This window comes from Coralloluteibacterium stylophorae (genome assembly GCF_018122625.2).
GTDB lineage: Bacteria > Pseudomonadota > Gammaproteobacteria > Xanthomonadales > Xanthomonadaceae > Coralloluteibacterium > Coralloluteibacterium stylophorae.
Window position 1 is genome coordinate 125,472 of sequence record NZ_JAGQFT020000003.1, and the last position, 12,554, is coordinate 138,025.

The window sequence follows — 12,554 nt, forward strand, 5'->3', positions numbered from 1 at the left end:
CGCATCAAGCCCGGTGCGCCTTGAGCATGGCCGTCATGTCCGTCCAGAACCTTCGCAACATCGCCATCGTCGCCCACGTCGACCACGGCAAGACCACCCTCGTCGACCAGCTGCTGAAGCAGTCGGGCACCTTCGCCGAGCGCGCCGTCGTGTCCGACCGCGTCATGGATTCGAACGACCTGGAAAAGGAGCGTGGCATCACGATCCTGTCCAAGAACACCGCGATCCGCTGGACCGCGCCCGACGGCCAGGAATACCGCATCAACATCGTCGACACCCCGGGCCACGCCGACTTCGGCGGCGAGGTCGAGCGCGTGCTGTCGATGGTCGACTCGGTGCTGATCCTGGTCGACGCCATGGACGGCCCGATGCCGCAGACCCGCTTCGTGACGCAGAAGGCCTTCGCGATGGGCTTCAAGCCGATCGTGGTGGTCAACAAGGTCGACCGTCCCGGCGCCCGTCCCGACTGGGTCCTGGACCAGACCTTCGACCTGTTCGACCGCCTCGGCGCCACCGACGAGCAGCTCGACTTCGACGTCGTCTACGCCTCCGCCCTGCACGGCTACGCCGGCCTCGACTCCAGCGTGCGCGAGGGCGACATGACCCCGCTGTTCCAGACCATCGTCGACAAGGTGGCGCCGCCGCCGGTCGACCTGGACGGCCCGTTCCAGATGCGCGTGACCTCGCTGGACTACAACAACTACGTCGGCATCATCGGCGTGGGCCGCGTGCAGCGCGGGCGCATCAAGCCGAACCAGCAGGTCACGGTCATCGACCGCGACGGCAAGACCCGCAACGGCAAGGTGCTGCAGGTGCTGGGCTTCCACGGCCTGGAGCGCCACGAGGTGGCCGAGGCCCAGGCCGGCGACATCATCGCCATCTCCGGCGTGGAGAAGCTGGGCATCTCCGAGACGCTGTGCGATCCGTCCGCGGTCGAGCAGCTGCCGGTGCTCACGGTCGACGAGCCGACGATCTCGATGACCTTCCAGGTCAACGACTCGCCGTTCGCCGGGGTCAAGGACCGCTCGGGCGGCAAGTTCCTGACCTCGCGCCAGCTGCGCGACCGCCTGGTCCGCGAGACCCAGCACAACGTCGCGCTGAAGGTCGAGGACACCGACGACGCCGACAAGTTCAAGGTCTCCGGCCGCGGCGAGCTGCACCTGTCGATCCTGATCGAGACCATGCGCCGCGAGGGCTATGAGCTGGCGGTGTCGCGTCCGGAGGTCATCATCAAGGAGATCGACGGCCAGCAGATGGAGCCGTTCGAATCGCTGGTGGTCGACCTCGAGGAGCAGTTCCAGGGCGGCGTGATGCAGCGCCTGGGCGAGCGCCGCGCGCTGCTGCAGAACATGGAGCCCGACGGCAAGGGCCGCGTGCGCCTGGACTTCATCATCCCGGCGCGCGGCCTGATCGGCTTCCAGACCGAGTTCCGTACGCTCACCGCCGGCACGGGCCTGCTGTTCCACGTCTTCGACCACTACGGTCCGAAGACCGAGGGCGCGATCGGCCAGCGCCAGAACGGCGTGCTGATCTCCAACGGAACCGGCCCCTCCCCCGCCTATGCGCAGATGGCCATGCAGGAGCGCGGCCGCCTGATGATCGATCCGGGCGAGGAGATCTACGAGGGCCAGATCGTCGGCATCCACTCCAAGGACAACGACCTCACCGTCAACGCCCTGCGCGCCAAGCAGCTCACCAACTTCCGCGCCGCCGGCAAGGACGCGGACGAGGGCCTGATCCCGCCGATCAAGATGTCGCTGGAGCAGGCGCTGGAGTTCATCGACGACGACGAGCTGGTCGAGATCACCCCGCTGCAGATCCGCCTGCGCAAGAAGTTCCGCACCGAGAACGACCGCAAGCGGGCCGCGCGCGCGGCCTGATCCGCGAGCCGCGGCGAAGCACGCGACGGGCCGGCAGCGATGCCGGCCCGTTTCGTTTCCGGCAGCCGTGGTGCGCGCGGGTCAGCGGCCGGGATGCAGATCCGCAGGGACGCGCCCGGGGGCGTCCTGACCGGCGTGCGCCGGATCCATGTCCTCGGCGTGCGGCGAGCTCGTCTCGTCGGGCGTAGGCGCACGCGGCGTTGCGGCGGCGGCCTGGCGCCGCGCCTCGTCCGGATGCCGCTGGTCCTCGAACGTCACCAGGTCGGCGCGCATGCGCGGCAGCGCCTGCGGATGCTCGCGGTTGAGGAAGTCGATCATCCGCTCGCGGACGGCGCAGCGCAGGTCGAAGGCGTCGCCGGAGTTGCGCGCGCTGACCAGCAGGCGGACCTGGATGACGTGGCGGTCGGTCTCGGTGACCTGGGCCACGCAGACGCGCCCGTCCCAGCGCTCGTCGCTCTCGCAGATGCGCTGCAGCTCGTCGCGCACCTCGCCCATCGGCGTGCGGTAGTCGAGCCACAGGAATGCGGTGCCGAGGAGCTGCGCGCTGTTGCGTGTCCAGTTCTGGAACGGGTTCTCGATGAACCACTGCAGCGGCACCACCAGCCGTCGTTCGTCCCAGATCCGGACCACGACGTAGGCGCTGGTGATCTCGTCGATGCGGCCCCACTCGCCCTCGACGATCACCACGTCGTCGAGCCGGATCGGCTGGGTCAGCGCGATCTGCAGGCCGGCGATGAGATTGCCGAAGACGGGCTTGGCGGCGATGCCGGCGACCAGCCCGACGATGCCCGCCGACGCCAGCAGCGTGGCCCCGATCTGGCGGATCGAGGGAAAGGTCATCAGCACGATCGCGACGCCGATGATGATCACCCCGCCCTGGGCGACGCGGCTGAGCACGCGCGCCTGGGTCTGGACCGCGCGCGCATGCAGGTTGTCGTCGGATTCCAGCGGATTGCGCCGGCGGATCCGCTGCTCGATCGCGCTGATCACGCGCACGGCGAGCCATATCAGGCACAGGCCGCCGCCGATGCCGAGCAGGTGCTGGATGCGATCCACCCAGGCCTCCGGCAGCGGCGTGGCCTCCACCGCCATGCTCAGGAACAGCAACGGCAGGGCGACGGCGGCGGGGACGGCGATGACCCGCGCGATGCGCGCGCGCAGGTGCTCGCCGCGGCGCGCGCGGCGCTCGACGGCCAGCAGGAGCCGTCGTACCAGCAGGCCCATGATCACGGCCGCGAGCAGCGGCCAGCCATTCGCCGCGATCGCGGACCAGTCCAGCGACGACCATCGCTCGGGCATTCGGGCACCTCCTACCGGAATGCGCGCATGGTGCGCAGCGTCATGTCGAGATGCGGTCGACCGCCCCGGGCGGACGCGCTGCGTCCCTACAGGCTGTGTTGCGAGCTCAGCTGCTGGTGCTTGCGCACGATCAGCATCGCGATCTCGAGCGACTGCTCGTAGTTCAGCCGCGGATCGACCTGCGACCGGTAGGCGCGCGCGAGGTCGGCGTCGGTGAGGTCGCGGGCGCCGCCGGTGCATTCGGTGACGTCGTCGCCGGTCAGCTCCAGGTGCACGCCACCCAGCCGGGTGCCGGCGGCCTGGTGCGCGTCGAAGGCCTGCTCGAGCTCGCTGCGGATGTTGCCAAAGCGGCGGGTCTTGAGGCCGGACGCGGTGCTCTCGGTGTTGCCGTGCATGGGGTCGCAGACCCACAGCACGCGGCGGCCCTCGCGGGCGACCGCCTGCAGCAGCGGCGGAAGCCTGTCGGCGATCTGCGCCGCGCCCATGCGGTGGATCAGGGTGAGCCGTCCCGGCTCCTGGTTCGGATCGAGGATGTCGATCAGGCGCAGCAGCTCGTCCGGCTTCGTCGTCGGGCCGACCTTGACCCCGATCGGGTTGCGCAGCCCGCGCATGTACTCGACGTGCGCGCCGTCGAGCGCCGCCGTGCGCACCCCGATCCACGGGAAGTGCGTGGACAGGTTGAACCAGCCCCAGTGCCGCGGCACCTGGCGCGTCAGCGCCTCCTCGTAGGGCAGCAGCAGGGCTTCGTGCGAGGTGTAGAAGTCCACGCGGTCGATGTTGTGGACATCGGTGCCGGACAGCGTCTCCATGAAGCGCAGCGCGTCGCCGATCCCGGTCACCACGCGCTGGTACTCCTCGGCCAGCGGCGAATGGCCGACCCAGCCCAGGTCCCAGTACTCGGGGTGATGCAGGTCGGCGAAGCCGCCGTCGATCAGCGCGCGGATGAAGTTCATCGTCATCGCCGAGCGCGCGTGGCCGCGGACCATGCGCCGCGGATCGGGAATGCGTGCGGCCGCCTCGAACTCGGGCGCGTTGATGAAGTCGCCGCGGTAGGTCGGCAGGGTCACGCCGTCGCGCGTCTCGGTATCGGCGGAACGCGGCTTGGCGTACTGCCCCGCGAACCGGCCGACGCGCACGACAGGGCGCCGCAGGCCGTGCACGAGCACCACGCTCATCTGCAGCAGCACCTTGAGGCGGCTGGAAATGGTGCCCGACTCGCAGTCGGCGAAGCTCTCGGCGCAGTCGCCGCCCTGCAGCAGGAACGCGCGTCCCTCCTGCGCATCCGCGATCTGGCGGCGCAGCGCGAGGATCTCCCAGGAGGTGACCAGCGGCGGCAACCTTTGCAGCTCGTCCAGGGCCGCCTGCAACGCGGTGAGATCCGGATAGCTCGGCTGCTGCAGGGCCTCGCGCCCGCGCCAGGAATCCGGCATCCAGTTCTCGGGAAGGGCCACCGCGCCCACCGGGCGCTCCGCCTGCTGCGTGGGAAGGATCATCGTGCGTCGCATCATCCGATCATGCCACAGCCTCCCGCGGCGACGCCGTGTCGTGCGTCAGCGACGACGAGCGGCGATCCACAGCGCCCAGCCGGCGAGCAGCACGTACCACAGCAGCGTCCACGCCGGCATGCCGAGGCCGAGGAAGCTCCAGTCCACGGCCGCGCATTCGCCGGAGCCGGTGAAGACCTTGGCCACCACCTCGCCGACCGGAAAGGTGTCGAGCATGTAATCCAGCCCCATGCTCGAGCAGCTCGGCACCTCGTCGGCGGGAAGCGACTGCAGCCAGACATGCCGTCCGGCGACCGCGATGCCCACCGCGGCGCAGAGCGCGGCGAGCGCGCCATAGGCCATCCGCCCGCCACGCGAGCGCGGACCGTGCAGCGCGCCGAGCGCGAACACCGCCGCCATGCCGATGAACGCGACCCGCTGGAAGATGCACAGCGGGCACGGATCCAGGTACTCGACGTACTGCAGGTAGAGCGCGTAGGCCAGCAGCGCCACGCACACCAGCGCGCCGAGCGCGCACTGCAGCCGGAACGGCCAGGCCAGCGGGTTCGCCTTCATTCACCACCTCCCCAACGATGCCGCGCCGGGCCGGCGCGTGGAACATCGGCCGACTGCGACCGGCGGCGCATGCCATTGGTTCCGGAAACGCCGGCGCTCATATACGAAAACGCCCCGGCGGACCGGGGCGCTTCGATACATCCCACACCTGCGGCGAGGCTTACTCGGCCTCGACCGCCTCGGCGACCTGCGGCCGGTCGACGAGCTCGACGTAGGCCATCGGTGCGTTGTCGCCGTTGCGGAAACCGCACTTCAGCACGCGCAGGTAACCGCCCGGGCGGCCCTGGTAGCGCGGGCCCAGCTCGACGAAGAGCTTGCCCACCGCTTCCTTGTCGCGCAGGCGCGCGAAGGCGAGGCGGCGATTGGCAACGCCGTCCACCTTGGAGATGGTGATCAGCGGCTCCGCCACGCGGCGCAGTTCCTTCGCCTTGGGCAGGGTGGTCTTGATCAGTTCGTGCTTGAACAGCGATGCCGCCATGTTGCGGAACATCGCCTCGCGGTGCGCGCTGGTGCGGCTGAACTTACGGCCGGCTTTCTGGTGACGCATGGTCTTGGATCCCTAAGGTTTCGTGTTCCGGCTTAACCCAGCATGCCCTGCTGCAGACCGGCCGGCGGCCAGTTCTCCAGGCGCATTCCGAGCGACAGACCGCGCTGGGCAAGCACTTCCTTGATCTCGGTGAGCGACTTCTTGCCGAGATTCGGGGTCTTGAGCAGCTCGACCTCGGTCTTCTGGATCAGGTCGCCGATGTAGTAGATGTTCTCGGCCTTGAGGCAGTTGGCCGAACGCACCGTCAGCTCGAGATCGTCGATCGGGCGCAGCAGCACCGGATCCACGCCCGCGGTCTGCGGCTTGGCCGCGCCACGGTCGCGCTGGGTGAAGTCGCCGAACACCGAGAGCTGGTCGGTGAGGATGTCGGCGGCGGTGCGCACGGCTTCCTCGGCGTCGATCGTGCCGTTGGTCTCGATGTCGATGACCAGCTTGTCGAGGTCGGTACGCTGCTCGACGCGCGCGGCTTCCACCGCGTAGGCCACGCGGCGCACCGGCGAGAAGCTGGCGTCCAGCATCAGGCGGCCGATCGCACGGGTCTCCTCGTCCGGGACGCGGCGCACGGTGGCCGGCTGATAGCCGAAGCCGCGCTCGATCTTCAGGCGCATGTTCAGCGCCGTGTCCTTGGTGAGGTGGCAGATCACGTGGTCGGGATTGAGGATCTCGACGTTGTGGTCGGTCTTGATGTCGCCGGCGGTGACGGTGCCCGGGCCCTGCTTGGTCAGGGTCAGCGTCGACTGCTCGACGTTGTGCATGCGGATCGCCACGTCCTTGAGGTTCAGCAGCACCTCGATGACGTCTTCCTGCAGGCCTTCGACCGTGGTGTACTCGTGCAGCACGCCGTCGATCTCGACCTCGGTGATCGCGAAGCCGGGGATCGACGACAGCAGAACGCGGCGCAGCGCGTTGCCCAGGGTGTGACCGTAGCCGCGCTCCAGCGGCTCGATCACGACCTTGGCGCGGTTCGGCGCGGTGCGTTCGATCTGGGGTCCGCGCGGACGCAGGACCTGATTAGCGGATACCGACATGGTCAGCGTATCTCCTGAATGAATCGACCCGGGGAGCCCGGGAGGCCGAGCTCGAACAACCGGATTACTTCGAGTACAGCTCGACGATGAGCGCCTCGTTGATGTCCGCCGGCAGATCCGAACGCTCCGGGACCGACTTGAACACGCCGCTGAACTTGCCGCCGTCGACCTCGATCCAGCTCGGGACCAGGTCCATCTGCTGGGCGACGGTCAGGGATTCCTTGACCCGCAGCTGGCGCTGCGCACGCTCGGTGAGCGCGATCTGGTCGCCGGCCTTGACCTGGTAGGACGGCAGGTTCACGGCCTTGCCGTTCACCTGGACGCCGCGGTGCGAGACCAGCTGGCGCGCCTGCGGCCGGGTTACGGCGAAGCCCATGCGGTAGATGACGTTGTCGAGGCGGGTCTCGAGCAGCTGCAGCAGCGACTCGCCGGTGTTGCCCTTCTTGGACGACGCCTTCTTGTAGTAGTTGCGGAACTGACGCTCCAGCAGACCGTAGATACGCTTGACCTTCTGCTTCTCGCGCAGCTGGGTGGCGTAGTCGGACAGCTTGCCGCGGCGCACGTTCGGGCCGTGCTGGCCGGGCTTCTGCTCGAGCTTGCACTTCGAGTCGATCGCGCGCGCCGGGTTCTTCAGACCGAGGTCGTAGCCCTCGCGGCGGGCGAGCTTACAGGTGGGACCAATATAACGAGCCATGTTTTGTCAGCTCCTCAGACGCGGCGCTTCTTGGGCGGCCGGCAGCCGTTGTGCGGGATCGGGGTCACGTCGATGATGTTGATCACCTTGTAACCGACGTTGTTCAGCGAGCGGACCGCCGATTCGCGGCCCGGGCCGGGGCCCTTGATCCGCACTTCGAGCGTCTTCAGCCCGTAGTCGAGCGCCGCGCGCCCCGCACGCTCGGCCGCCACCTGGGCAGCGAACGGGGTCGACTTGCGCGAGCCGCGGAAACCCGCGCCGCCCGAGGTCGCCCACGACAGCGCATTGCCCTGGCGGTCGGTGATGGTGACGATGGTGTTGTTGAAAGAAGCCTGGACGTGCGCGATACCGTCGGTGACGACGCGCTTGATCTTCTTCTTGGTCTTGCCAGCAGTCGGCTTAGCCATGGATCAAACCCTTATTTCTTGATCGGGCGACGCGGACCCTTGCGGGTACGGGCGTTGGTGCGGGTCCGCTGGCCACGCAGCGGCAGGCCGCGACGATGGCGCAGGCCGCGATAGCAGCTCAGGTCCATCAGGCGCTTGATCGACATGCCGACCTCGCGTCGCAGGTCGCCCTCGACGATGAACTTGGCGATCTCGGCGCGCAGGCGCTCGACTTCCGCCTCGGTCAGGTCGCGGATCTTGGTCGAGGTGTTGACCTCGGCGGCTTCGCAGACCTTCTTGGACCGGGTACGGCCAATGCCGTAAATGCTCTGAAGCCCCACCCAGACATGCTTCTGGACGGGGAGATTGACACCCGCAATACGCGCCATTACGCGATCTCCAACGCTGATTCGCCGGTCGCGCCGGCGCAGTGAACTCGAAATGATAGCAAGGCTTCGTGTTATTTAGAAGCCCCGCGGCCGAGCGGGCCCGCGGGACTCCGGCACGGGGAGTGTGCCCGTGCTCCGGCGACAATCCGGACTACCGGTCGGAGCGATGCCCTGCCCCGCCGGCCCGCGCTACTCCAGCGCAGGAACTACTCCGGATCTATCCGCGCGCGAAGCCGCCGCGCGAACCGCCCTTCAGGTTGGCCTTCTTCAGAAGGCTGTCGTACTGGTGCGACATCAGGTGCGCCTGGATCTGGGCGATGAAGTCCATCACCACCACGACGCAGATCAGCAGCGAGGTACCGCCGAAGTAGAACGGGACGTTCCACCACAGCCGCATGAACTCCGGCAGCAGGCAGACCGCCACCAGGTAGAGCGCGCCCCAGGCCGTGAGCCGGGTGAGCACGCCGTCGATGTAGTCGGCGGTCGCGCGGCCCGGTCGGATGCCCGGAATCAGTGCACCGGACTTCTTCAGGTTGTCCGCGGTTTCCTGCGAGTTGAACACCAGCGCCGTGTAGAAGAACGCGAAGCCGATGATCAGCGCGCCGTACAGGATCATGTGCAGCGGCTGCCCCGGGCCCAGCGTCAGCGCCAGGTCCTGCAGCCAGCCGGCCTGGGTGCCCTGGCCGAACCAGGTCGCGACCGTCGCCGGGAACATGATCAGGCTCGAGGCGAAGATCGCCGGGATCACGCCTGCCATGTTGAGCTTGAGCGGCAGGTGCGAGGACTGGTTCATGTAGGCCTGGCGGCCGCCCTGGCGCCGGGCATAGTTCACCGTGATCCGACGCTGCCCGCGCTCGACGAACACCACGAAATAGGTCACCGCCGCGATCAGCGCCACGATCACGATGACGGCGAAGCCGCCGATCTCGCCGTTCTGGACCTGCTGCAGCGTGCCGACCACCGCACCCGGGAGGCCCGCGACGATGCCGGCGAAGATGATCAGCGAGATGCCGTTGCCGACGCCGCGCTCGGTCACCTGCTCGCCCAGCCACATCAGGAACAGCGTGCCCGCCGTCAGCGCGACCACCGCGGTCAGCACGAAACCCATGCCGGGGCTGTAGACCACCGGACCCGCCGGGCCCTGCTGGCCCTGCAGCGCGGTCGAGATGCCGATCGCCTGGAACACCGCGAGCAGCACCGTGCCGTAGCGGGTGTACTGGGTGATCTTGCGCCGTCCGCTCTCGCCTTCCTTCCTCAGCGCCTGCAGGCTCGGGAAGATGTGCGAGCACAGCTGCACGATGATGGATGCCGAGATGTAGGGCATCACGTTCAGCGCGAACACGCTCAGGCGCGACAGCGCGCCGCCCGAGAACATGTTGAACATCTGCACGATGCCCTGCTGCTGCTGCATCAGGGCGACCATCGCCGCCGGGTCCACGCCGGGCACCGGGATATAGGTGCCCAGGCGGTACACGATGAGCGCCCCGAGGACGAACATCAGGCGCTGGCGGAGCTCGGTGAACTTGCCGAGCCCGCCCATCATGCCGGCGGCGGAGGGTGCGTTCGCCACGGTTACTCCACGCTTCCGCCGGCGGCCTCGATCGCGGCCTTGGCGCCGGCCGTGGCGGCGATGCCCTTCAGCGTGATCTTGCGCGACAGCTCGCCCTTGTTCACGACCTTGGCGCGCTTGGCGGTCGACGGCACCAGCTTGGCGGCACGCAGCGCCGCGAAGTCGATGGTGTCGCCCTCGATCAGCGCGAGCTTGTACAGCAGCACCTCGGCCGTATCCGCCTTCAGCTTGGAGCGGAAGCCGACCTTAGGCAGGCGACGCTGCAGCGGCATCTGGCCGCCCTCGAAGCCCGGCTTGATCTTGCCCTTGCCGGCGCGCGCGAACGAACCCTTGTGGCCGCGGCCGCAGGTCTTGCCCAGCCCGGAACCGATGCCGCGACCGACGCGGCGGGCGTCCTCGCGGGCGCCCTCGGCGGGCTTCAGAGTGTTGAGACGCATGATTTCTCTCCTGCCCTTACTGCTCGACCTGGACAAGGTAGTACACCTTGTTGATCAGGCCGCGCACCTGCGGGGAATCCTTGATCTCGCGGACGTCGTTGAGCTTGTTCAGGCCCAGCGCCTTCACCGAGAGGCGGTGACGCGCCTGCGTGCCGCGCAGGCCCTTGACCAGGCGCACCTTGACAGTGCCGGCCGACTCGGTCTTGGACTTAGCCATGGAGGATCTCCCCGACGCTCTTGCCGCGCTTGGCTGCGATCTTCTCCGGCGAATGCATCGCCTGGAGGCCCTTCACCGTGGCACGGACCAGGTTGATCGGGTTGCGCGAGCCGACCGCCTTGGCCAGCACGTTCTTCACGCCGACCGCCTCGAGCACCGCGCGCATCGCGCCACCGGCGATGACGCCGGTACCTTCCGACGCCGGCTGCATGTACACGCGCGCCGCGCCGTGGCCGGCCTTGACCGGGTGCCAGAGGGTGCCGTTGTTGAGCTCGACCGCACCCATGTTGCGGCGGGCGATCTCCATCGACTTCTGGATGGCGACCGGCACTTCGCGGGCCTTGCCGTAGCCGAAGCCGACCTTGCCGGCGCCATCGCCGACCACCGTCAGCGCGGTGAAGGTGAACTGGCGGCCACCCTTGACCGTCTTGGAGACGCGGTTGACGGCGACCAGCTTCTCGACGAAGCCGTCGTCGACTTCGTTGTTGCGATCGCGGTCACGGCCGCGCGATTCGCGTTCGTTTGCCATTTGCATCGTTCCTGGAAATTTACGGCGTGGCGCCGCTTATCGTTGTGGGTGCATCGAATGACCGGGCGCGGCGCATCCGCCGCGCACCGGGGATCAGAACTGCAGACCGCCTTCGCGCGCCGCATCGGCGAGCGCCTTGATGCGGCCGTGGTAGCGGTAGCCGGAGCGGTCGAACGCGATGCGCTCGATACCCGCGGCCTTGGCCTTCTCGGCGATGGTGCGACCGATCTTGGCCGCCGCCTCGACGTTCTTGCGGCTCTTGAGCCCATCGGCCACGTCCTTCTGGACGGTGGACGCGGACGCCAGGACCTTGGAACCGTCGGCGGTGAACAGCTGCGCGTACAGATGCTGACCGGTGCGCAGCACCGACAGGCGCGGCACGCCGAGGACACGGATGTGCGAGCGCGTCGACTTGGCGCGGCGCAGGCGGGCAATCTTCTTCTGCATGTCTTGTGCTCCGGAAGCTGAAGGTGGGTTGGAACCGGTCGGAACCGCGGCCGTGGCGGACGGGGCTCCGGCGGAGAACCGCCTTACGCCTTCTTGGCTTCCTTACGGATGATGTTCTCGCCGCTGTAGCGCACGCCCTTGCCCTTGTAGGGCTCCGGCGGACGGAACCCGCGGATCTTCGCAGCGACCTCGCCGACGCGCTGCTTGTCGGCGCCGGACACCAGCACCTCGGTCTGGCTCGGCGTGGTGAGCGTGATGCCCTCCGGCGCCTTGAACACGACCGGGTGCGAGAAGCCCAGCGACAGGTTCAGGTCCGAACCCTGCATGGCGGCGCGATAGCCGACGCCCACGAGTTCGAGCTTGCGGGTGAAGCCCTCGGACACGCCGGTGACCATGTTGGCCAGCACGGCGCGCATGGTGCCGGTGATGGCCACATGCTCGTCGGACTTCGGCTGCAGCGTGACCACGCCGTTGTCGAGGTTGAACTCGACGCCGGAGGGGCGCTTGATGGACAGCGTGCCCTTGGAGCCCTTCGCCACCACGTCAGCGGCATTGATCGTGACGTCGACGCCCTTGGGCAGGGTGATCGGCTTCTTTGCGACTCGAGACATTGATGGACTCCTTACGCCACGAGGCAGAGAACTTCGCCACCCACGCCGGCGGCGCGAGCCTGGGCATCGGTCATGATGCCCTTGGAGGTCGAGATGATGGCCACGCCGAGGCCGTTGAGCACGCGCGGCAGCTCCGCCTTGCCGCGGTACTGGCGCAGGCCGGAACGGGAGAAGCGCTGCAGGCGCTCGATGACGGGCTTGCCCTCGTAGTACTTCAGCACGATCTGAAGCTCGGGCTTGCCGTCGACCTGGGTGGTGCGGGCGTCGGCGATGTAGCCTTCGGCCTTCAGCACGTCGGCGATCGCGGCCTTGACCTTGGAGGCAGGCATCTTGACGCTGGGCTTGCCGACCGCGGCCGCATTCTTGATGCGGACCAGCATGTCGGCGATGGGATCAGTCATGCTCATGGAACGTCCTCGTAGCACCGATATCCGCAGAAAATTCCGCGAACTCTAAGTTG

16 protein-coding genes are annotated in these 12,554 nt (G+C 68.1%); 1 reads left to right on the forward strand and 15 read right to left on the reverse strand.

Annotated features, from left to right (window positions below; all coding sequences use genetic code 11):
* Nucleotides 1–35: 35 nt before the first annotated feature.
* Complete coding sequence (gene typA, locus KB893_RS05305; RefSeq protein ID WP_211927711.1) at nucleotides 36–1,880, forward strand: translational GTPase TypA; 1,845 nt, start codon at nucleotides 36–38, stop codon at nucleotides 1,878–1,880.
* Nucleotides 1,881–1,961: 81 nt separating this feature from the next.
* On the opposite strand, the gene KB893_RS05310 is transcribed toward typA, so the two are convergent.
* The 15 genes from KB893_RS05310 to rpsH all read right to left on the reverse strand — a co-directional run bounded on the left by KB893_RS05310 (nucleotide 1,962) and on the right by rpsH (nucleotide 12,501).
* Complete coding sequence (locus KB893_RS05310) at nucleotides 1,962–3,179, reverse strand: mechanosensitive ion channel family protein (RefSeq protein WP_213173516.1); 1,218 nt, start codon at nucleotides 3,177–3,179, stop codon at nucleotides 1,962–1,964.
* A gap of 86 nt (nucleotides 3,180–3,265) precedes the next feature.
* A complete protein-coding gene (locus tag KB893_RS05315) occupies nucleotides 3,266–4,672 on the reverse strand; it encodes a class II 3-deoxy-7-phosphoheptulonate synthase (RefSeq protein ID WP_211927709.1) in 1,407 nt (468 codons plus the stop codon).
* Between the two features lie 57 nt (nucleotides 4,673–4,729).
* Entirely contained in the window at nucleotides 4,730–5,239 is a 510-nt protein-coding gene (locus KB893_RS05320) for a disulfide bond formation protein B (RefSeq protein ID WP_211927708.1), read from the reverse strand.
* Nucleotides 5,240–5,399: 160 nt separating this feature from the next.
* Nucleotides 5,400–5,786, reverse strand: coding sequence for a 50S ribosomal protein L17 (gene rplQ, locus KB893_RS05325; RefSeq protein WP_211927712.1), 387 nt, complete (start codon nucleotides 5,784–5,786; stop codon nucleotides 5,400–5,402).
* Between the two features lie 32 nt (nucleotides 5,787–5,818).
* Nucleotides 5,819–6,814, reverse strand: a complete 996-nt coding sequence (locus tag KB893_RS05330; RefSeq protein WP_213173517.1) for a DNA-directed RNA polymerase subunit alpha — start codon at nucleotides 6,812–6,814, stop codon at nucleotides 5,819–5,821.
* 64 nt (nucleotides 6,815–6,878) lie between these two features.
* On the reverse strand, nucleotides 6,879–7,508 hold the full coding sequence (rpsD, locus tag KB893_RS05335) for a 30S ribosomal protein S4 (protein ID WP_213173518.1): 630 nt from the start codon (nucleotides 7,506–7,508) through the stop codon (nucleotides 6,879–6,881).
* A 14-nt stretch (nucleotides 7,509–7,522) separates the two neighbouring features.
* On the reverse strand, nucleotides 7,523–7,915 hold the full coding sequence (gene rpsK, locus KB893_RS05340) for a 30S ribosomal protein S11 (protein WP_213173519.1): 393 nt from the start codon (nucleotides 7,913–7,915) through the stop codon (nucleotides 7,523–7,525).
* Between the two features lie 11 nt (nucleotides 7,916–7,926).
* The gene (gene rpsM / locus KB893_RS05345) at nucleotides 7,927–8,283 is read right to left on the reverse strand and encodes a 30S ribosomal protein S13 (RefSeq protein WP_211928283.1); all 357 of its coding nucleotides are present in this window, start codon (nucleotides 8,281–8,283) and stop codon (nucleotides 7,927–7,929) included.
* A gap of 217 nt (nucleotides 8,284–8,500) precedes the next feature.
* The gene (gene secY, locus KB893_RS05350) at nucleotides 8,501–9,826 is read right to left on the reverse strand and encodes a preprotein translocase subunit SecY (RefSeq protein ID WP_213173577.1); all 1,326 of its coding nucleotides are present in this window, start codon (nucleotides 9,824–9,826) and stop codon (nucleotides 8,501–8,503) included.
* 29 nt (nucleotides 9,827–9,855) lie between these two features.
* On the reverse strand, nucleotides 9,856–10,290 hold the full coding sequence (gene rplO / locus KB893_RS05355; RefSeq protein ID WP_211928238.1) for a 50S ribosomal protein L15: 435 nt from the start codon (nucleotides 10,288–10,290) through the stop codon (nucleotides 9,856–9,858).
* Nucleotides 10,291–10,306: 16 nt separating this feature from the next.
* A complete protein-coding gene (rpmD, locus tag KB893_RS05360; RefSeq protein ID WP_211928237.1) occupies nucleotides 10,307–10,507 on the reverse strand; it encodes a 50S ribosomal protein L30 in 201 nt (66 codons plus the stop codon).
* Nucleotides 10,500–11,036 (reverse strand): 30S ribosomal protein S5, encoded by a 537-nt coding sequence (rpsE, locus tag KB893_RS05365; RefSeq protein ID WP_213173520.1) that lies wholly within the window; start codon nucleotides 11,034–11,036, stop codon nucleotides 10,500–10,502. Before rpsE ends, rpmD begins: the two co-directional genes overlap by 8 nt.
* A gap of 93 nt (nucleotides 11,037–11,129) precedes the next feature.
* Nucleotides 11,130–11,483, reverse strand: coding sequence for a 50S ribosomal protein L18 (gene rplR, locus KB893_RS05370; protein ID WP_213173521.1), 354 nt, complete (start codon nucleotides 11,481–11,483; stop codon nucleotides 11,130–11,132).
* A gap of 83 nt (nucleotides 11,484–11,566) precedes the next feature.
* Nucleotides 11,567–12,094 carry a 50S ribosomal protein L6 gene (gene rplF / locus KB893_RS05375; RefSeq protein ID WP_213173522.1) on the reverse strand — a complete coding sequence of 176 codons (528 nt, stop codon included), beginning with the start codon at nucleotides 12,092–12,094 and terminating at the stop codon, nucleotides 11,567–11,569.
* A gap of 11 nt (nucleotides 12,095–12,105) precedes the next feature.
* Nucleotides 12,106–12,501: a 30S ribosomal protein S8 gene (gene rpsH / locus KB893_RS05380; protein ID WP_211928151.1), complete on the reverse strand. Its 396-nt coding sequence runs from the start codon at nucleotides 12,499–12,501 to the stop codon at nucleotides 12,106–12,108.
* Nucleotides 12,502–12,554 lie beyond the last annotated feature (53 nt).